This window comes from Pseudonocardia yunnanensis (assembly GCF_039534065.1).
In the GTDB taxonomy this organism is placed as follows: Bacteria; Actinomycetota; Actinomycetes; order Mycobacteriales; family Pseudonocardiaceae; genus Pseudonocardia; species Pseudonocardia yunnanensis.
Genome location: NZ_BAAAUS010000007.1, coordinates 389,923 through 409,953 on the forward strand (window position 1 = coordinate 389,923; position 20,031 = coordinate 409,953).

Genomic DNA, 20,031 nt, shown 5'->3' on the forward strand with positions numbered 1-20,031 from the left:
GTCCTCGCGGCCGTCCCCGGCGATGCCCAGGGACATCTACGTCCTCTCGCTGGTGGCGGTCATCGTCGCTCTCGGTTTCGGCATCGTCGGGCCTGCGATCCCGCTGCTCGCCGCGGACTTCGGCGTCGGCAAGACGGCGGCCGCCACGGCGGTGAGCGCGTTCGCCCTCTGCCGGCTGGCGTCGGCACTCGCCAACGGTGTGTTGGTGGAGCGGCTCGGCGCGCGGCGTGTCCTCGCATGCGGGCTGGTGCTCCAGGCGGTCACCACCTTCGTCGCGGGGCTGGCGCCCAGCTTCGCCTGGGTGGTGATCCTGCGGTCGGTGGGCGGGATCGGCAGCGCCGCATTCACCGTGGCGGCGATGTCGCTGCTGCTCCGGACCGCGCTGCCCACCCAGCGCGGCCGAGCCACCAGCATGTTCCAGGGCGGATTCATGGTGGGCGCGATCGTCGGGCCTGCGGCGGGTGGGTTTCTCACCGCGATCGAACCGCGGGTGCCGTTTCTCGTGTACGGCGCGATTCTCACGGTCGCGGCGGTGGTCGGCATGCTCTTGCTGAGCCGGCAGCCGACCTTGCCGCCCGACGACGCGAACGACCTCGACGGGGCGTCCGATGACGCCCTCCGCGCCGAGGCGCTGCTGGCCGAGCACGCGGACGAGGGCGGCGCGGCTGCCCCGCGCACGACCACGTCACGGGGAGCAGCGGATCGCAGAGCACTGACCCGCGCGTTCGCAGCATGTCTGGTCGCGAACCTCGGTGTCGGATGGATGCTGTACGGCGTCCGCAGCTCGCTCATGCCGATCTATGTGGTGGAGGAGCTGGGCCGCAGCGCGGTGTGGGCCGGATCCGCCTTCCTCGTCGGGTCCGTCGCGCAGGTCATCGTGCTGTTGCGGGCGGGCCGGATCGTCGACACGTGGGGGCGGCGGCCTGCGATGCTGCTCGGCAGCGGTGTGATGACGGCGGCCGTGCTGGCACTCGCGCTACTGCCGCCGAACCTGGGCGTGTTCCTCGGCGCGATGGCGGTGCTCGGTGTCTCGGGCGCGTTCCTCGGCTGCGCTCCGGCGGCAGTGCTCGCCGACATCAGCGGGGGGCGGCCCGGCAAGCGGGTGGCGATCTTCCAGATGTTCTCCGACGGGGGCGCGGTGGTCGGGCCGTTGGTGTCGGGGTTGCTCGTCGACGTGTTCTCGTACTCCGTCGCCTTCATCTCGGGAGCCGTCGTGCTCGGCGTCGGGCTCCTCGGTGCCCTGCTGATGCCCGAAACGTTGGTTCCTGCTCGGGCCTCGCGGCGCAGGTAGCGGGAGGAGAGCCGGCGTATTCCGGACCGGATCGGACCGGCGTCTCCTCGAAGGTTGATTGTCCGTTCTGGTGAAGGGAATTGAGATGACACATGTCGAGACGGTGCGCGGCGCCGCCGGCACCGAGACGCTCGGCCGCGTTCTCATGCACGAGCACGTCTTCATCCTGACCTCTGACATCAACTACAACTTTCCCGAGATCTCGGGTTGGGAGGAGGACAAGCGCGTCGACGAGGCGGTCGAGCGGCTCGCCTCGTTGCGAGACGCCGGAATCGACACGATCGTCGACCTCACGGTGCTCAACATGGGCCGCTTCATACCGCGCCTGCAGAAGATCAACGAAAAAGTCGACATCAACATCATCGCCGCCACCGGGCTCTACACGTTCGACGCGCTCCCGACGTTCCTCTCCGCGGTCGGGCCCGGTACCCGGCTGGGCGGCGAGGAGCCGATGATCGAGATGTTCGTCAAGGACATCGTCGACGGAATCGCCGGCACCGGTGTGAAGGCGGCCATCCTGAAGTGCTGCACCGACCAGCCCGGGATCACCCCAGGGGTCGAGCGGGTGCTGCGCGCGGTGGCCGCGGCCCACCGGGAGACCGGTGTCCCGATCTCCACCCACACCGACAGCCACACCCGCCGCGGTCTCGACCAGCAGGACTTCTTCGAGCGCGAAGGAGTGGACCTCTCCCGTGTGGTGATCGGCCACTCCGGCGACACCACGGACCTGGACTACCTCACCGAGATCATCCGCCGTGGTTCCTATCTCGGAATGGACCGGTTCGGGATGGACCTGCTGCTGCCGTTCCAGGACCGGGTCCAGGTCGTCGCGACGCTGTGCGAGCGTGGCTTCGCCGACCGGATGGTGCTCTCGCACGACGCCAGCTGCTACATGGACTGGAGCCCTGCCGAGCGCGTCCCGGACGCCCTGCGGATGCCGAACTGGCACTACAACCACATCAGCACGGACGTCATCCCGGCACTCAAGGAGCGTGGGGTCACCGACGAACAACTCGACGAGATGCTGATCAACAACCCGCGCCGCATCTTCGAAGCGCCACGCGAACGCTACTGACCCGCCCGACCCGAGGAGCCCATTCACCACATCCACCGGTCGGCCTGCACCCCACGTGTGGACGGTCCGATCCGCAGCGTGCAGATGTCATTGCGCGACGGTGGCGTGAATGGGCTCCTCCACACTTGACGACGGTCGCCGCCGGCCGCGGGGGCGCCAATTCGTGTGTCCCATTCGAGATATCGAACAGGTGTCGAGGTCTCGACGTGATCCCTTGACATCGACCGGCGGGTAAAGGATATTCGAGTGGGTCCTGCAGCGTGGGGCCGGCGAGTCGAGTTCGGCGTCAATGCCTCGTGCGTGTCATGGGCAAACGCTGCTCGAGGAGGAGCGATTATGGCGAATGTCCACGTTCTGCCGATGTGATCGGCGAATCGGTCGGGCTCGGCCGCAGACAATGGTGATCGATCTTCGGATACGCACGTGAACGACGGTGCGCGCTAAGAGTTGGTGTCGTACGCGTTCATTCATGCACGAATCGGTCGGCATCGAATGACGCAGATCAATGGTTCATCCTTCAATGGCGATGGGAGAAACCGTGGCTCAGGCGGGCCGGAATCGGGCTGTAGGTGGTCCGACAGCGGCAAGGCAGCGGCGTGGTGTTCTGGGTGTCGTCCTGATCGCGGTTGTCGCCATGCTGCTCGCCGCGTGCGGCGGGGGCACGCGCTCGCAGAGTGGCAACGACGTCGGTGAGCCGCAGTTCGCCACCGGCGACATCGACCGGAACGCCACCCTGCGCTGGACACAGCAGACCACACCGACGTCCTTCGACCCGATGACGAGCCAGTCCGAGCTCGACATGGCCTGGCTGGTTCCCGTCTACGACCGCCTCACGATGGTCGACGAGTCGGGTGCGCCGGAGCCGATGCTCGCCACGTCGTGGGAACTGGCGCCGGACGGGTCCGCGCTGATCATGAAGCTCCGCGCGGGGATCACCTTCTCGGACGGGAACCCCGTCGACGCCGAGGCCGTCAAGGCGAACCTCGACCGCTACATGACCAACGAGCGCTCGCGCCTGAAGAACGACATCCTCATGATCGCGAGCGTCGACGTGGTCGACCCCGCCACGGTGAAGATCAACCTGAAGGGGCCGGGCGGCGCATTACCGAACGTGCTGGCCTCGCGCGTCGGCATGATGGTCTCGCCTGCGGCGTTCAACAACCCCGACCTCGACCAGAAGCCCGTGGGGGCCGGCGCCATGGTGCTGAGCTCCGCACGGCCCGACACGCAGTACACCTACACCCGTCGCGCCGACTACTGGGACGACGACGCCTACCGCGTGAAGACCCTCGACGTCGTCGTCAACAACGGCTCGGGCGTGGTGAACCTGCTGCGGACGAACGAGCTGGACCTCGGCGGTCTGCTCGGCCCACCTGCGAAGGAGGCCGAAGCCGCCGGCATCAAGCTGTTCCGCAGCGACGCCATCTCCGGCGCCCGAATCCTGCTCAACCCGGCCCGCAGCGAGCTGGGCTCCAAGGAGGTCCGGCAGGCGTTCAGTCTTGCGATCGACCGTGACGCCCTGTCCGAGGTGGCGTTCAACGGCGACTGCCGCAAAACCGTCCAGCCGTTCCCGGAGGGCCACTTCGCCCACTCGGCGACGGTCGACGCCGAGCGTGACGACTGGGGCTGGACCCGCAACGTCGCCAAGGCGAAGGAGCTGCTGGCCCAGGCCGGCCTGCCCAACGGGTTCGACATGGACATGCTCGTGCCGGCAACGCCGTCGAACGAGACGAGGGCGTCGCTGTACCAGCAGAACCTGGCCGAGGTCGGTATCCGGGTCAACCTCCGGGTCGTCGACGTGGTGCAGGCACGGATCATGTTCGGCCAGGGCGAGGGCGACTCCTACGCGGGCGATGGTGGCTCCTACACCGATCCGTCGATCTTCACGGCGCAGCACTACCTGAAGGACGGCGCGCAGAACCCGGGTGACCTCACCGACCCGCTGCTCACCGACCTGGTGAACAAGGCTGCCGAGCCCATCGACGTCACGGAGCGGTCCGCGCTGTACGACAAGGTCTTCGCTCGCGCGTTCGAGCTGGGTCCGGTGCACGTCTACGTCTGCAACCACACCCTTCCGAGCGGCTACCTGGACGACGTGGTCGGGCTGGGCGAGTTCACCGGTGCGGCCGGCAACGACGGCCTTCGCAGCGCGGCCAAGGTCAAGACGTCATGACTGGTCTCATCGCCCGGCGCGTGGCAAGCATCATCCCGGTGATGCTCATCGTCAGCTTCCTGACGTTCTCGCTGACCTACCTCGTCCCCGGCGACGCCGCGTCCGTCGCCGCGGGTGAGAGCGCCACACCGGAGCAGATCGAGCTCGTCCGTCAGCAGCTCGGACTGGACCGCCCCTTCTTCGTCCAGTACGCGAGCTGGCTCGTGCAGGTGGTGCAGGGTGATCTCGGCACCTCGCTGCTCAGCAGCAGGCCGGTACTCGCCTCGCTGGCCGACGCCCTGCCGGTGACGCTCTCGCTCACGGTCCTCGCGCTGCTGCTCGCCGTCGTCGCCGGACTGACGCTGGGCATCATCGCCGGGCTGCGTCCGGGCACCGCCATCGATCGCCTCTCCACCGCCGTTGCGACGCTCGGCATCTCGATGCCGAGCTTCTGGCTCGGTCTGATCCTGGTCAGCGTGTTCGCGGTGCAGCTCGGGCTGGCACCGGTGGCCGGCTACGTCCCGATCGCCGAGGGCGGCGTCGTCGGCTGGTTCCAGCATCTGCTGCTGCCTGCGGTCGCGCTCGGCACGGTCACGGCAGCCGAGGTGACGCGCCAGACTCGTGCCGGCGTCGTCGACGTCACCGAGCAGGACTACATCCGCACCGCCGTGGCCAAGGGGTTGCCCCGGCACCTGGTGGTCGTCAAGCACACGCTGAAGAACGCGGCGATCCCGGTGGTCACGGTGTTCGGGCTGCAGGCCTCGGCCCTGATCGGCGGGGCGATCGTCATCGAGCGGATCTTCGCGATCCCCGGCCTCGGCACGCTCGCGATCGACTCGGTGATCAACCAGGACTTCCCGGTGGTCCAGGGCTTCGTCCTGATGATCACGCTCTTCGTGCTGCTGGTCAGCTTCCTCGTCGACACCTCGTATCTGTACTTCAACCCGAAGGTGAGGCAGTCGTGAGCATCCCCGGCGTCGCCTCTCCGGCCGCGGTGACCGGGATTCCTCCGGCCGCGCGTTCACCGATGCGGGCCTTCGGCAGGCGGCTCCTGCGGAGCAAGGTCAACCTGGCGTGCCTCGCCTTCGTGCTGCTCATCGTGGTCTGCGCGATCCTCGCGCCGGTGCTGGCGCCCTACGACCCCAACCTGCAACACCTTGCGAGCCGTTACCTGCCCCCCTTCAGCAGCTCGCAGTTCATCCTGGGCACGGACGATCTCGGTCGCGACGTGCTCAGCCGCGCCCTCTATGCCAGCCGCGTGTCGGTCACCGCGCCGCTGATCTCGGTCGGAGTCGCGCTGGCCGCAGGCGTCTCGTTCGGGTTGGTCGCCGGGTTCGCAGGCGGCCGGGTCGACTGGTTGCTCAGCCGGCTCGCCGACGCGTTCAACTCGATCCCGGCGCTGGTGCTCGCCCTCGCGGTGATCGCCGTGCTCGGGCCCGGCCTGGTGAACGCGATGCTGGCCATCGGCCTCGCGTCGGCGCCGCGGCTGTTCCGCGTGGTGCGCGGGGCGAGCCTCGCGGTGCGGGAGGAGACCTACATCGAGGCGAGCATCGTCGTCGGCTGTTCGAGGCTGCGCACCGTGCTCGTGCACGTCCTGCCGAACGTCCGCTCGCCCCTGCTCGTCCAGACCAGCTTGTTGATGTCGTTGTCGCTGCTCGCCGAGGCTGCGCTGAGCTTCCTCGGGCTCGGCATCCAGCCGCCGGCCCCGAGCTGGGGGGCGATGCTGCGCACGGCGTTCGAGCAGCAGTTCCTCGGCCCATGGCTGGTCGTCGTGCCCGGCTTGTTGATCATGCTCATGGTCCTGTCGTTCAACCTGCTCGGCGATGGCATCCGGGATGCCATCGGCCGTGAGCGGAGGTCGTGATGAACGCAGCCGCGAGCCGCGAGCCGCTGCTCGAGATCCGCGATCTGCAGATCGAGTTCGACTCCGACGACGGCTGGATGCGGGTCGTCGACGGTGTCCGGCTCGACGTCCCCCAGGGTGGTGCCCGGGCGTTGGTCGGGGAGTCGGGCTCGGGGAAGACCGTCACCGCGCTCGCCGTCATGGGACTGCTCCCGAAGCGGCACAGCCGGATCCCCGGCGGCCGGATCCGCCTGCAGGGGCGCGACCTGCTCGGCCGGACCGAGCGGCAGATGCGCGGGGTCCGCGGCACCGAGATCGCGATGATCTTCCAGGAGCCCATGACCAGCCTCAACCCGGCCTACACGGTCGGTGAGCAGATCGCCGAGACCGTCCGTGTGCACACCGGAGCCTCCCGTCGGGAGGCCTGGGCGCGCACGGTGGAGTCGCTCGACCTCGTCGGAATCCCTGCCGCCAGGCGTCGCGCGGCGGAGTATCCGCACACGTTCAGCGGCGGAATGCGCCAGCGGGTGATGATCGCGATGGCGATCTCGTGCCGCCCGAAGCTCCTGATCGCGGACGAGCCGACGACCGCTCTCGACGTCACGGTCCAGGCGGCGATCCTGCAGCTGTTGCGGGAGCTGCGCGAGAGCACGTCGATGGCGGTCCTGCTCGTCACCCACGACCTGGGCGTCGTCGCGGACTTCTGCGACGAGGTGACGGTCATGTACGCCGGTCAGCCGGTGGAGGAGGCCGGCACCGTCGAGCTCTTCGCCGACCCGCGCCACCCCTACACGTCCGGGCTCCTGCGGGCGATGCCGCAGGCGGCTCACGCCGGGCTCGACCTCAGCTCGATCCCCGGCGTGGTGCCGCGCCCGGACCAGATGCCCACCGGCTGCCGCTTCCACCCTCGCTGCAGCCACGCCAGGAACGACCTCTGCGACACGGAGGAGCCCGAGCTCGCCCTCCTCGACGACACCCGCGCGAGCCGCTGCCTGCGGATCCAGCGCGGCGAGATCGACCGGCTGCCACGCATCGTCGACGACCGCATCGCGGCCGCCGGCGCAGGACTGGACGGGGGAGCGGGATGAGGCGGGCGACGACGGCACAACCGGTCGATGCCACCGCGGCGACCGTGGATGAGGCGCCGTTGGTGGAGGTTCAGGATCTGCACAAGACATTCCGGCGCGGCGCGGGCTTCCTGCGCCGGGGCGGCACCGCCGTGCGGGCCGTCGACGGCGTGGGCTTCTCCATCCGCGAGGGGGAGACGCTCGGCATCGTGGGCGAGTCGGGATCGGGCAAGTCGACCACCGGCCGGCTGCTGCTGCGGCTCCTCGAACCCGACTCCGGGCGCGTGCGGTTCGCCGGGCAGGACGTGCTGTCGGTGTCGCGGAGCGAGTTCCGCCGCCGACGCCGGGACATGCAGATGATCTTCCAGGACCCGTACGCATCGCTGGATCCGACGAAGACCATCGGAGCCTCGGTCGGCGAGCCGCTGAAGATCTTCGAGAACCTCTCGCGCGCCGAACGTGACGACCGGGTGCGCGAGATGCTCGGCCGCGTCGGACTGCGGCCGGACTACCTCACGCGCTACCCGGCCGAGATGTCCGGCGGGCAGCGCCAGCGCGTCGCCATCGCGCGGGCGCTCTCGATCAACCCCAGGCTCGTGGTGGCGGACGAGGCGGTCTCCGCGCTGGACGTCTCCACACAGTCCGACGTGCTGAACCTGATGCGTCACCTGCAGCGCGACCTTCGCCTCACCTATCTGTTCATCTCGCACAACCTGAGCGTCGTGCGGCACATGAGCGACCGCATCGCGGTGATGTACCTCGGCCGGATCGTGGAGACCGGCCCGGCCGAGCAGGTCTACCTCGAGCCGCTGCATCCCTACACGCGTGCGCTGCTCTCCGCGATCCCGGTGCCCGACCCGCTGGCACAGCGTTCGCGGCCCAAGATCGTGCTCACCGGGGACGTCCCCGATCCGGCACACCCGCCCGCCGGCTGCAACTTCGTGTCGCGGTGCCCTCTGGCGATGTCGATGTGCCACGAGGTGGATCCCGGACTCGAGCCGATGCGGGAATCGAGCGCTGTCGCCTGTCATCTGCATACCGGGAACAGCCGTTGAGCTGCCTGGTTTCCTCGCGAACACCGAATAGGACGTGCATGACTTCTCAGGTGAATCACTGGATCGGTGGAACGGAGTCCGGCGGCTCTGCCGCGCGTAGCTCTCCGGTGTACGACCCGGCCACCGGAATTGTCTCGGCGCAGGTCGTTCTCGGTTCGGCGAGTGACGTCGACGAGGCCGTTCGAGCTGCGCGAGAGGCGTTTCCGGCCTGGCGCGACGCATCGCTCGCCCGTCGGCAGACCGTGCTCTTCACATTCCGGGAACTGCTCAACCAGCGCAAGTCCGAGCTCGCCGAGATCATCACGGCGGAGCACGGCAAGATACTCGACGACGCGCTCGGCGAGGTCGCTCGCGGGCAGGAGGTCGTCGAGTTCGCGTGCGGCCTCCCGCATCTGCTGAAGGGCGGGTACAGCGAGAACGCCTCCACCCGGGTCGACGTGCACTCGGTGCGTCAGCCGCTCGGTGTCGTGGCCGTCATCTCGCCGTTCAACTTTCCGGCGATGGTCCCGATGTGGTTCTTCCCGATCGCCATCGCGTGCGGGAACACGGTGGTGCTCAAGCCATCGGAGAAGGACCCGTCGGCGGCGGTGTGGCTCGCTCGGCTGTGGGCCGAGGCGGGTCTCCCGCCGGGGGTGTTCAACGTCGTCCACGGCGACAAGGAAGCCGTCGACCGGCTGCTCGAACATCCCGACGTCCGGGGCGTGTCGTTCGTCGGCTCGACGCCCATCGCGCGCCACGTCTACGAGACCGCTACGCGGCACGGCAAGCGCGTGCAGGCCCTGGGCGGCGCGAAGAACCACATGGTGGTCCTTCCCGACGCCGACCTCGACCTCGCTGCCGACGCCGCCGTCAACGCGGGCTTCGGCTCGGCGGGCGAGCGTTGCATGGCGGTGTCCGCGGTGGTGGCCGTCGAGCCCGTGGCCGACGAGCTCATCCGCAAGATCGTCGAGCGGATGGCCCGCATCCGCACCGGCGACGGACGGCGCTCCTGCGACATGGGTCCGCTCGTCACGGCCGCGCACCGTGATCGTGTCGCCTCCTACCTCGACGCGGGTGTGACGGAGGGCGCCACCCTCGTCGTCGACGGTCGCAAGGTCGAGCCCGACGGCGCACCGGACGGTTTCTGGCTCGGCCCCACGCTGTTCGACGACGTGAGCCCGACGATGAGCATCTACACCGACGAGATCTTCGGTCCGGTCCTCTCGGTGCTGCGCGCGGAGTCGTTCGACAACGCGATGACGCTGGTCAACAGCAATCCGTACGGCAACGGCGCCGCGATCTTCACCAATGACGGCGGCGCGGCGCGGCGCTTCGAGTCCGAGGTCGAGGCGGGGATGGTCGGCATCAACGTGCCGATCCCCGTGCCGATGGCGTATTACTCCTTCGGCGGCTGGAAGGCGAGCCTTTTCGGCGACACCCATGCCTACGGCGCCGAGGGCGTCCATTTCTTCACCCGCGGCAAAGTCGTGACGACGCGCTGGGTCGACCCCAGCCACGGCGGCCTGAGCCTCGGCTTTCCCCGGAGCGATTGAGCGGAACCACTGAGTGCTGGAGGCGCAATGGAACTAGTGGACGACAAGGCCCTCGCCGAGTTCCGCGAGGAGGCTCGAACGTGGATCGCGGAGAATGCGCCCACCGAGCCACGCCCGAGTGACGACATCGAGGCCCGTCATTTCGACTGCGCGTGGCAGGCCCGCCAGTACGAGGGCGGCTGGGCAGGCGTCGCGTGGCCCGAGGAGTACGGGGGCCGCGGGCTCTCGCCGCTGCAGCAGATGATCTGGTACGAGGAGATGGTGCGGGCGGGCGCGCCCAGCACGGGCAGTTTCACCGTCGCGCTCGGCCATGCCGGCCCGACGATCATCGCCCGCGGCACCCCCGAACAGCAGGCGGAGTACCTGCCCAAGATCCTCAAGGGCGAGACCCCGTGGTGCCAGGGCTTCTCGGAACCCGGCTCGGGCTCCGACCTCGCCTCGCTGCGCACCCGCGGTGTGATCGACGGGGACGAGCTGGTGGTCAACGGCTCGAAGATCTGGACGAGCTTCGCCCACCAGGCCGACTACCAGGAGCTGCTCGTCCGCACCGATCCCGACGCCCCGAAACACAAGGGCATCTCGTGGGTGATCCTGCCGATGGAGACCCCCGGCCTCACGGTGCGGCGGATCAGGACGATCGACGGCAACGCGCACTTCTGTGAATGCTTCTACGACGACGTGCGCGTGCCGCTCGCGAACGTCGTCGGTGAGCTGAACGACGGCTGGCGCGTCGCGATGTCGACGCTGTCGTTCGAGCGGGGCATGGGCTATCTCGCCTCGCGGCTCACCGTGATCAACGAGGTCGACCGGCTCGTCGAGGAGGCCCGCAGCCGCGGTCTGCTCGAGGACGCGCGGATCGCCGAGCAGCTCGCGTTCGTGCGGGCCGAGGCCACCGCTGTGCACGCGCTCGGCTACGACGGCGTCACCGGCACGTCCCGCCCGGAGCTGGTGGCCGCGGTCAACCAGGTCTTCAACGGAGAGCTCGGAAAGCGGATCGACCGGCTGGCCACCGACATCCTCGGAACCGACGGGCTCGAACGCGGTGGGTGGACCACCGGCTACCTCTCGTCCTTCCCAGCAACCATCGCCGGGGGCACGAAGGACATCCAGAAGAACATCCTCGGCGAACGAGTCCTGGGGCTGCCGCGATGATCGACCTCTCCCTCTCTCCCATCCAGTCCGACCTGGTCACGTCCGTGCGGGACGCCGCGGCCAAGGAGTTCCCGCTCACCGAGGGCGTGAACGCGGCCGTCAGCGGGCCGGCCCCGTTCGACGCCGCGCGCTGGAGCCGGGTCGCCGAGCTCGGGTGGTTCTCCGTCGGGGTCGACGAGGACGCAGGCGGTATCGGTCTCGGCAGCCCCGAGGAACTGCTCGTCATGACCGAGCTGGGGCGCGCGGCCGTGGGCGGCCCGGTCGTCGGCACCGCGCTCGCCGCCCGGCTCGCCGCCGCCGCGAACCAGGTGGAGCTCGCCGGTGCGCTGATGGCGGGCGAGCGCCGGGCCGGGCTGATCTCGGGCGCCTTCGCCGTGGACGCCGGGGACGGCGATCTGGCCGTGCGCGTCACCGCCGAGGGCGCGGAGCTCGTCGAGCTCTCGGGCTCCACCGCGGTCGAGTCGAACGATCCGCTGGCCACCGTCGTCCGGCCGGCGCAGACCCGCACGGTGTTGCAGGTGTCCGATCCGCTGGCGCTCTCCCGGCTGCGGCTGCTCGTCGGTGGATACCTGGTCGGGCTGGCCGAGGCGGCCACCGACATGGCCGTCGAGTACGCGAAGACACGGGAGCAGTTCGGCAAGGCGATCGGGACGTTCCAGGCCGTCAAGCACCGCTGCTCCGAGATGGTCATCAGGGCCTACCCCGCGCGGATCCAGCTCTCGGTCGGTGCCGTACTGCTCGACAGCGAGATCAGCGGCAACGGCCGGCTCGAGATCGCCTCGGGGCACCTGCTCGCGCTCGACGCCGCACGCCGCAACGTCGAGGACAACATCCAGAACCACGGCGGTATCGGCTTCACCGCCGAGCATCCCGCGGGCGTGCTGGTCAAGCGGGTCATGGTCTACCGCCACCTCGGTGGCGACCCAGACGAGCTCGTGCGCGAGGTGCTGTCCGCCCCCAAGGCCGACGTGGCCTGACCCGAACCCACTCAGCGTAGAGAGGAACCCCCATGACGGAACGCACCGTTCTGGTCACCGGCGCCGGGCGCGGCGCCGGCCACGGCATCGCGTTGGCGCTGGCCAACGACGGCGGCACTGTCGTCGTCTGCGACCTCGACCCCGAGACTTCCGACAAGGCGGCCGAACTGGTTCGCGCCCGCGGCGCCAAGTCGATCTCGATCGCCTGCGACGTCTCCGACGAGTCGCAGGTCGCGGCGATGTTCGCGCGCATCGGCGAGGAGGTCGGGCCGCTCGACGTGCTGGTGAACACCGTGGCGTGGATCGACCCGCCAGGGCCGATCGCCGAGCTGCCGACGGACCGCTGGCACAAGGCGATCCGGACCAACCTCGACAGCGTCATGTACTGCACGCGGGCGGCGCTCGCGATGATGATCCCGCGCACGAAGGGCGTCATCGTCAACATCTCCTCGCTCAACGGCACCCGGGGCTTCCCGGACCGTCCGAGCTATGGCGCGACGAAGGCCGCGGTCATCAACTTCACCCAGACCACTGCCATGGAGAACCGGCAGTACGGGATCCGGGCCAACGTCCTCGTGCCCGGCGGCATCGAGGGCGAGCGCGTCCGGCTCCTCCGCGAGATGGCGGCACAGCGCGCCAAGGAGCACGGGGACACCCCGCCGCCGCGGATCTACCCCGACCCGCCGATGGAGATGCTCGACCCGGAGTGGATCGGCCGCTACGTCTCGTTCCTCATCTCCGAGGACGGCCGGCACATCAACGGCCAGGCGCTCGTGATCGGCGAGGCGCCGCGCTCGCCCCTGCAGGCGATGTTCCCGGACATCTGACCGGACATCCACGCCCTGATCTCGGCTGCACCCGTCTCGCAGCCCGCCGCACCCGAAGGAGTCGTTCGTCGTGACAAGCACCCCGACCACATCAATCACCGGAAGCCGCTACCTTGCCGAGGCCCTGCAGGCGGGGGCCACGACGCACGTCTTCATGGTCCCGACCGTCGCCGTCACGGCGCTTGCCGAGATGGACTCGCTCGGCATCGTCGGCGTGATGGCGCACGGCGAGAAGGCGGCCGCCTACATGGCCGACGGCTACGCCCGCGTGAAGCGCAGTCCCGGGTTCTGCTTCGCTCAGACGATCGGGTCGGCGAACCTCGCCGCGGGACTGCGTGACGCGTACATGGCGGGGTCGCCGGTCGTCGCGATCACCGGCGGCACCTCCCCGCAGACCCGCCGCAAGGGCGTGTACCAGGAGATCGAGGACTTCCCGATCTACGAAGCCCTGACGAAGTACAACATGCAGCTCGACGACGTCACGCGGCTGCCCGACCTGCTCCGCCAGACCCTGCGCGAGGCCATGACGGGGGCGCCGGGTCCGGTGCACCTCGAGCTGCAAGGCGTTGTCGGCACGGTGCTCGCCGGCACGCTGCAGCTCGACGAAGCCGGCCGCGCGGTCATGTCGGAGGAGCGCTACCGGGTCGCGCCGCCGTTCCGGGTACGGCCGGAGCGGGCGGCCATCGCCGAGGCGGCCGAGCTGCTCAGGCGGTCGCAGCGTCCGGTGGTGGTAGCCGGCGGCGGCGTGCGGATGTCAGGTGCGCAGGAGCAGCTCGCGGCGTTCGCCGAGAAGGCGGGCGTGCCCGTCGCGACCTCGCTGAACGGCAAGGGCACCGTCGACGAGCGCGCGCCGTACGCGGTGGGGGTGGTCGGAGCGTCCTCGCGCAAGTCGGCGAACCAGACCGTCGGCCAGGCCGACCTCGTGATCTTCATCGGGAGCCGCACCGGCAGCCAGACCACCGACGGCTGGCGCCTCCCGGCGTCGGGCACACAGGTAATCCAGATCGACATCGATCCCACCCAGCTCGGTCGCAACTACCCCAACGCGGTCTCGATCCAGGCGGACGCGGCGGAGGCCCTCGAGGCACTCACCGAAGCCGTCTCCGGTGTGCCGGACGGCCGATCGGTCTGGTTGACCGAGGCCGCCGGGTATGTCACGGCATGGCGTGAGCAGGACGCCGGCCTGCTGGGCTCGACCGCGTCGCCGGTGCGCCCCGAGCGGCTGTGCCGCGAGATCACCGAGTTCCTCCCCGCCGACGGCGTGCTCGTCGTCGACACGGGCCACTCGGGCATCTGGTCGGCAAGCATGATCGACCTGCGGCCGGGCCAGACGTTCATCAGGGCAGGGGGAAGCCTCGGCTGGGCGCTTCCGGCGTCGATCGGGGCGAAGGCGGCGGCGGGCGACCGTACCGTCGTGTGCTTCACCGGAGACGGCGGCTTCTACTACCACCTCTCCGAGGTGGAGACGGCCATCCGGCACGGGCTCGCGCCGATCGTGGTGGTCAACAACAACGTCTCCCTCAGCCAGGACATGAAGATTTTCCAGAGCTCCTGGGGCGGCGCCGGCAAGATCACCGAGGCCGGCGACCGGATGTGGCGGTTCACCGACGTCGACCTGGCGTCCGTGGCACGTCAACTGGGCGCGTGGAGCGTGCGGGTCGACGACCCCGCCGATCTCGCGGGCGCACTCAAGGAGGCCCAGCAGGCAGGCCGCGCCGCCGTCCTCGACGTCCGCACCGAGGCGGAGGCGCTCCCCGCGGTGCCGTTCGGGGGCCGCGACTTCTATGCCGCGGCGGACGAGTCGTGACCGGGACGACCGACCCCGTGACGAGCGCCGCGGACGAGGTCGAGCTCCCCGCGACGCTCGGACGTACCGATCTGCCGCTCTCCGGCGTCCGGGTGCTCGACCTGACCATGGTGTGGGCGGGCCCGTTCGGCACCAAGCAACTGGTCGACGCGGGCGCTCAGGTGATCAAGGTGGAGGGCCCCGGCCGCACCGACCTCGTCCGCAGCCTGACGATCCCGGACGACACCGTCGACCGGCCGTGGGACACGAGCCGCTACTTCCACGAGTACAACCGCAACAAGCTCGGCATCGCCGTCGACGTGCGGCAGGAGGCGGGCCGGAAGATCCTGCTCGACCTCGCCGTGCGGTCCGACGTGCTGATCGACAACTTCCGGCCCGGTGTGCTCGATCGGCTCGGGCTGGGCTGGGCGCGGCTGCACGAGCTCAACCCGCGGCTGATCGCCGTCTCGCTCCCGGGCTACTCCGGTTTCGAGCCGGAACGGGCGCTCCCGGGCTACGGGCCCAACATCGAGCAGATGAGCGGGCTCGCCCACCTGCAGGGATACCCGGGCGGGCCACCGCAGAAGTCGGGCATCTCCTACGGCGACCCGGTGGGCGGGCTGGGCGGGGCGGCGGCCGTGCTGACGGCCCTGTTCCAGCGCGAGCGGACCGGCGTCGGGACCTTCGTCGAGGCCGGGCAGCGCAACCTGCTCATGGGTTTCGTCGGCGACGCGATCGTGGCCCACCAGCTCGGTGCGAGTCTCGTGCGCAACGGCAACCGCAGCCCGTCCTTCGCGCCGCAGGGGGTGTACCCGTGCGCGGGCACCGACACGTGGGTCGCCCTCACCGTGGCGGGCGACGAGCAGTGGCCGGTTCTCTGCGATGTGCTGGGGCGCAGCGACCTCGCGGCGGATCCGGAGCTGGCCACCCTGGCCGGGCGGCGGGCTGCCCACGACCGGCTCGACGCCGAGATCGGCGCCTGGACGCGGCAGCGCACCAACCGTGAGGTGGCGCAGGCGCTGCAGGCCAGAGGGATCGCGGCCTCCGCGGTGCTCGGCCCGCGCGAGCTGGCCGACGACCCGCACCTGACGGCCCGCGAGTTCTTCCGCGAGGTTCGCCATCCCGACCTCGGCACCATGCGCCTGACGAGGCCGACGTGGCGGTTCGACGAGGTCGAGGTCGGTCTCGCCCATGCGCCGTCGCTGGGTCAGCACAACCGGTACGTGCTGCGCGAGGTGCTCGGCTACGACGACGAGACGGTGGCCGAGCTGGAGGCCGCGGGGGTCGTCGCGACCCGGCCGGCGAACCGGTGAACGCGAGAGGGGAGGACGTCCACATGAGTTCCGGACCATTACAGGGGTTGTCCGTGGTGGAGCTCGGCTTCGGCACGGCCACCGGGCTGGCGGGCCGGATCATGGCCGGCTACGGCGCCGACGTCGTGAAGATCGAGTCGCCCGAGGGTGACCCGTCCCGCCGTCTCGGGCCGTTCCCGCCCGCCGCGGAGGGCCCCGAGACGAGCGCTGCATTTCTGCATCTGCACGGCGGCAAGTCCTCGGTCGTGCTCGATCTCGACGACGTCGGGAGCCGCGCCGACCTCGTCACGCTGCTGGCGGGCGCCGACGTCCTGCTGCTCGATCTTCCGCTCTCGGCGCGGCCGAGCCTCGGCCTGGAACGTACGGCCTTGCGGGCGACCTACCCGCGGCTCGTGGCGATCTCGGTGACGCCGTTCGGCGAGTCGGGTCCGCAGGCGGGCTGGACGGGGTCGGCGCTCACCGAGTACGCCTCGGGCGGGCAGATGTCGTTGATGGGTGAACGCGATCGGGAACCGCTCGCGAGCTACGGGAACCAGGCCGAATGCCAGGCCGCGCTGCACGTCTACAGCGCTGCGCTCGCCGGGGTGCTCCTGCGGAATCGCGCCGGGAGCGGGCAGTACGTCGAGATCTCGGTGCAGGAGGTGGAGGCCAGCGCCATGGAGGCGCAGGGCCCTGTCGCGTACAACCATGACCCCCTGCCGGATGTGTGGACGGCGCGCTCGGGCAACGGGCCACGGACGGTCTGGTCCCAGTACGTCTGCAAGGACGGTTACGCCGGGATCTTCGTCAACCCGCCCAACCTGCCGGGCTTCTTCGCCGGCATCGGGCACCCGGAGTGGCTGTCGCGAGCGGCCGACGACGAGTTCATGAACGGCGAGCTGAGGCAGTTCGTCACCGCGTGGTGCCGAGAACGCACACGCCAGGAGATCTTCGACGCAGCGATCGCGACCGGAGCGCCGTTCTCCTACGTGGCGACGCCCGCGGACCTGCTCGGCTCCGAGGCCGTCGCGAGGACCGGGGTGTGGCGCGAGGTCGACCACCCCGTCGCGGGGCGGTTCCGCGTGCCCGGTCCGCCGGTGCGCGCCGAGGAGTTGGAGTTCGAGCTGCGCCGGGCCCCGCTGCTCGGCGAACACACCGATGCGGTGCTGCGAGGAGCGAAGGGGGCGCCGGCGTGAGCGAACGATCAAGCGGCGACAGCTGGATCACCGACGACATGCGTGCGATCGTCGGCCGCCCGTTCAACAAGATCCGCTCCTACCCGGTGTCGATCTCCGACATCCGCAAGTGGGCGATCGCTGTCCACTATCCCGAGGCACCACCGCGGCTGTACTGGGACGAGGAGTACGCGCGTGCCACCGCCTTCGCGGGCGTCGTCGCACCCGAGGACTTCAACCCGTTCGCCTGGATCTCGGCAGAGCCCGGGATGCGCGCCCGCCGCGTCGCGTTCGACGCCGACTACCTGGAGCGGGGTTTCGGCATCGCGGGACCTGGCCTGACGACGAACCTCAACGCGGGTCTCTCCACCGAATACGGAGAGCGGATGCGCCCCGGCGACGTCATCGCGGGGCACTCGGAGGTCGTCAGCTACACGGAGAAACACGGCCGGATGGGGCGGATGTTGATCACCGTGATCCGCACCGTGTGGACGAATCAGAACGGTGCACGCGTCAAGCGCACCGACCAGACGTCGATCCGCTACTGAATCCCGAGGAGCTGCAGATGACGCAGATGCATCGCGTCGGGGCACCGTTCGACGTCGGCCACGAGTTCGAGCCGTTCGTCCGCGACTCGGGGTTCCCGTACTGGAACCGGTACGCCGCCGTGAACGACGAGTTCATCGACATCCACATGGACGACGAGGCCGGCCAAGCCGCCGGATACCCCACGGCCTTCGGGATGGGGAACCTGACCTGGGCCTACTTCCATGTGGCTCTCCACCGCTGGCTGGGCGACGAGAGCCGGGTGGTGTCGCTGTCCACCCAGTTCCGCTCGGCCGTCACCCGCGGAACACAGGTCGTGGTGCGCGGCACGGTCAGCGCCGTCCGGGTCTCCGGCGCAGAGACGGTTCTGGAGATCGACATGCGAGCCGAGGACTCGAACGGGAACCGGCTCGCCCCGGCCACGGCCGTGATCGCGCTGGCCTAGAACACGACTGGAGGTCCGAGATGGACAGTGCTCATTCGACCGGGGCTCATTCCACCGGCGTCCTTTCCACCGGGAGTTCGCCGCCCGTGCGCGCGCCGCGAGGTCCGGTTGCGCTGAGGGTCGGCGGAGCGGGCAGCACGTCGTCTCGGGTCGCCAGGGAGGTGAATGTGCCGCAGGGAGACAGTAGTTCGGGGGACGTACCGGCGCGCCGTGCGGTCCCCGCCATCGAGAAGGCCGCGATCGTCCTCGACGTGCTCGCGACGACGGAGGAGCCGCTGAGTTTCAGTCAGCTCGCGGGGCGCGTTCCCATGGCGCGCAGCTCGCTGCACGACGTCTGCTCGACCCTCGTGCGCACCGGCCTCGCCGAGAAGAGCCCCGAGGGCCGCTACACCGTTGGCTTGAAGCTGGTCGAGCTGAGCCGGCACCGGTTGGCGTCCATGGAGCTGGTGCAGGCGTTCCAACGAATCACCCGTGCCCAGGGTGAGCCCGTCGAGACGATCGTGCTGGCGGTCCTCAGCGGATCCGACGTCGTGTACGTCTCGTTCATCAACGGCCGCCGGCCGTTGGCAGTGCGCTACGAGATCGGAATGCGACTGCCCGCGGCGTTCACGGCGTCCGGGAAGTCGATGCTGGCGACGCTGCCGACTGCCGCTGTACGAGAGCTCGTCGGGCGGCGTGCGCTCAACCCCAATGCGTCCGGCGCTCGCAAGGGCATCCGCGAACTGCTGACCGAGCTGGACGACACCCGCCGACGCGGGTTCTCGATCGACGACGAGGAGACCGCGCGTGGGATGGCGTGCATCGGAGCGCCGATCTTCGCCGCCGGGCGGCATCAGGCCGTGGGTGCTGTCGCGATCAGCCTCGTGAAGAGCGCGTCGAATTGGTACGACGAGGCCAACAGCGGCTACGTCCGGAGTGTGGCGGCGGCCGTCACACGCGAGTTGGGTGGCGAGTCCGCGCAGTGGCGCGGGTTGGGACCGGTGAGCCTCTGATGAACATCGTCGTGCTGGTCAAGCAGGTGCCGGACACCTATTCGGAACGCAAGCTCAGCCCGTCGGACGGGACGTTGGACCGGGATGCCACCGATGCGGTGCTTGATGAGATCAATGAGCGTGCGGTGGAGGCGGCTTTGCAGTTGAAGGAGTCCCACGGTGGTGAGGTGACCGTGGTGACGATGGGCCCGGACCGTGCGACGGATGCGATCCGTAAGGCGTTGTCGATGGGTGCGGACAAGGCGGTGCACTTGTCGGATGAGGCGGTGCACGGGTCGTGTGCGGTGCAGACCGCGCGGGCTCTGGCGAAGGTGTTGGGCACTGTCGAGGGCGGGTTCGATCTGGTGGTGGCGGGGAACGAGGCCTCGGACGGGCGCAGCGCGGCGGTGCCGGCGATGGTGGCTGATGTGTTGGGGTTGCCGGCGTTGACCCACGCCCGCGAGGTCACGGTGGACGGTTCCACGGTGACGGTGCGGCGGGAGACCGACGACGGGGTGACGCACTTGAGCGCGGAGTTGCCGGCGGTGGTGAGTGTGAACGAGAAGATCAACGAGCCGCGGTATCCGTCGTTCAAGGGGATCATGGCGGCGAAGAAGAAGCCGGTGGCCACCCTGTCGTTGGCGGATGCGGGTATCGATCCGTCGGAGGTGGGGTTGGCCACCGCGTTGTCCGTGGTGGTCTCGTCGCAGCCCAAGCCGCCCAAGAGCGCGGGGGAGAAGATCGAGGACGAGGGCGACGGCGGGGCGAAGGTGGCGGCGTTCTTGGTCGCGCAGAAGCTCATCTGAGTATCGGTTCGACGAGTAGGGGAGAAGGCTCATGGCTGA

The 20,031-nt window shown here is 69.6% G+C and carries 18 protein-coding genes; all 18 read left to right on the plus strand.

From position 1 onward, the window contains the following. Positions 1 to 22: 22 nt before the first annotated feature. The 18 genes from ABD743_RS11100 to ABD743_RS11185 all read left to right on the plus strand — a co-directional run bounded on the left by ABD743_RS11100 (position 23) and on the right by ABD743_RS11185 (position 19,992). Positions 23 to 1,291: an MFS transporter gene (locus ABD743_RS11100; protein ID WP_344721398.1), complete on the plus strand. Its 1,269-nt coding sequence runs from the start codon at positions 23 to 25 to the stop codon at positions 1,289 to 1,291. Positions 1,292 to 1,376: 85 nt separating this feature from the next. Next, positions 1,377 to 2,366 carry a phosphotriesterase family protein gene (locus tag ABD743_RS11105; protein WP_344721400.1) on the plus strand — a complete coding sequence of 330 codons (990 nt, stop codon included), beginning with the start codon at positions 1,377 to 1,379 and terminating at the stop codon, positions 2,364 to 2,366. A gap of 634 nt (positions 2,367 to 3,000) precedes the next feature. Next, positions 3,001 to 4,539 (plus strand): ABC transporter substrate-binding protein, encoded by a 1,539-nt coding sequence (locus ABD743_RS11110; protein ID WP_344721402.1) that lies wholly within the window; start codon positions 3,001 to 3,003, stop codon positions 4,537 to 4,539. After that, positions 4,536 to 5,483 (plus strand): ABC transporter permease, encoded by a 948-nt coding sequence (locus ABD743_RS11115; protein WP_344721403.1) that lies wholly within the window; start codon positions 4,536 to 4,538, stop codon positions 5,481 to 5,483. Before ABD743_RS11110 ends, ABD743_RS11115 begins: the two co-directional genes overlap by 4 nt. Next, entirely contained in the window at positions 5,480 to 6,382 is a 903-nt protein-coding gene (locus ABD743_RS11120) for an ABC transporter permease (protein ID WP_344721405.1), read from the plus strand. Before ABD743_RS11115 ends, ABD743_RS11120 begins: the two co-directional genes overlap by 4 nt. Beyond that, the gene (locus tag ABD743_RS11125; protein ID WP_344721407.1) at positions 6,382 to 7,449 is read left to right on the plus strand and encodes an ABC transporter ATP-binding protein; all 1,068 of its coding nucleotides are present in this window, start codon (positions 6,382 to 6,384) and stop codon (positions 7,447 to 7,449) included. Before ABD743_RS11120 ends, ABD743_RS11125 begins: the two co-directional genes overlap by 1 nt. 62 nt (positions 7,450 to 7,511) lie before the next feature. After that, positions 7,512 to 8,483, plus strand: a complete 972-nt coding sequence (locus ABD743_RS11130; protein WP_344721408.1) for an ABC transporter ATP-binding protein — start codon at positions 7,512 to 7,514, stop codon at positions 8,481 to 8,483. Positions 8,484 to 8,521: 38 nt separating this feature from the next. After that, positions 8,522 to 10,015, plus strand: coding sequence for a CoA-acylating methylmalonate-semialdehyde dehydrogenase (locus ABD743_RS11135; RefSeq protein ID WP_344721409.1), 1,494 nt, complete (start codon positions 8,522 to 8,524; stop codon positions 10,013 to 10,015). A 27-nt stretch (positions 10,016 to 10,042) separates the two neighbouring features. Then, positions 10,043 to 11,167 carry an acyl-CoA dehydrogenase family protein gene (locus ABD743_RS11140; protein ID WP_344721411.1) on the plus strand — a complete coding sequence of 375 codons (1,125 nt, stop codon included), beginning with the start codon at positions 10,043 to 10,045 and terminating at the stop codon, positions 11,165 to 11,167. Then, the gene (locus ABD743_RS11145; protein ID WP_344721413.1) at positions 11,164 to 12,144 is read left to right on the plus strand and encodes an acyl-CoA dehydrogenase family protein; all 981 of its coding nucleotides are present in this window, start codon (positions 11,164 to 11,166) and stop codon (positions 12,142 to 12,144) included. Before ABD743_RS11140 ends, ABD743_RS11145 begins: the two co-directional genes overlap by 4 nt. A gap of 32 nt (positions 12,145 to 12,176) precedes the next feature. Then, entirely contained in the window at positions 12,177 to 12,971 is a 795-nt protein-coding gene (locus tag ABD743_RS11150) for an SDR family NAD(P)-dependent oxidoreductase (protein ID WP_344721415.1), read from the plus strand. Positions 12,972 to 13,041: 70 nt separating this feature from the next. Next, positions 13,042 to 14,778: a thiamine pyrophosphate-binding protein gene (locus tag ABD743_RS11155; protein ID WP_344721417.1), complete on the plus strand. Its 1,737-nt coding sequence runs from the start codon at positions 13,042 to 13,044 to the stop codon at positions 14,776 to 14,778. Then, complete coding sequence (locus tag ABD743_RS11160) at positions 14,775 to 16,070, plus strand: CaiB/BaiF CoA transferase family protein (RefSeq protein WP_344721419.1); 1,296 nt, start codon at positions 14,775 to 14,777, stop codon at positions 16,068 to 16,070. The genes ABD743_RS11155 and ABD743_RS11160 overlap by 4 nt, the downstream gene beginning before the upstream one ends. A 23-nt stretch (positions 16,071 to 16,093) precedes the next feature. Beyond that, entirely contained in the window at positions 16,094 to 17,245 is a 1,152-nt protein-coding gene (locus ABD743_RS11165; protein WP_344721421.1) for a CaiB/BaiF CoA transferase family protein, read from the plus strand. Next, on the plus strand, positions 17,242 to 17,772 hold the full coding sequence (locus tag ABD743_RS11170; protein WP_344721423.1) for an FAS1-like dehydratase domain-containing protein: 531 nt from the start codon (positions 17,242 to 17,244) through the stop codon (positions 17,770 to 17,772). Before ABD743_RS11165 ends, ABD743_RS11170 begins: the two co-directional genes overlap by 4 nt. A 17-nt stretch (positions 17,773 to 17,789) precedes the next feature. Further along, the gene (locus ABD743_RS11175; RefSeq protein ID WP_344721425.1) at positions 17,790 to 18,215 is read left to right on the plus strand and encodes a MaoC/PaaZ C-terminal domain-containing protein; all 426 of its coding nucleotides are present in this window, start codon (positions 17,790 to 17,792) and stop codon (positions 18,213 to 18,215) included. Between the two features lie 167 nt (positions 18,216 to 18,382). Continuing rightward, positions 18,383 to 19,207, plus strand: coding sequence for an IclR family transcriptional regulator (locus tag ABD743_RS11180; protein WP_344721428.1), 825 nt, complete (start codon positions 18,383 to 18,385; stop codon positions 19,205 to 19,207). Continuing rightward, positions 19,204 to 19,992 (plus strand): electron transfer flavoprotein subunit beta/FixA family protein, encoded by a 789-nt coding sequence (locus tag ABD743_RS11185; protein ID WP_344721453.1) that lies wholly within the window; start codon positions 19,204 to 19,206, stop codon positions 19,990 to 19,992. The genes ABD743_RS11180 and ABD743_RS11185 overlap by 4 nt, the downstream gene beginning before the upstream one ends. The last annotated feature ends 39 nt before the right edge of the window (positions 19,993 to 20,031 follow it).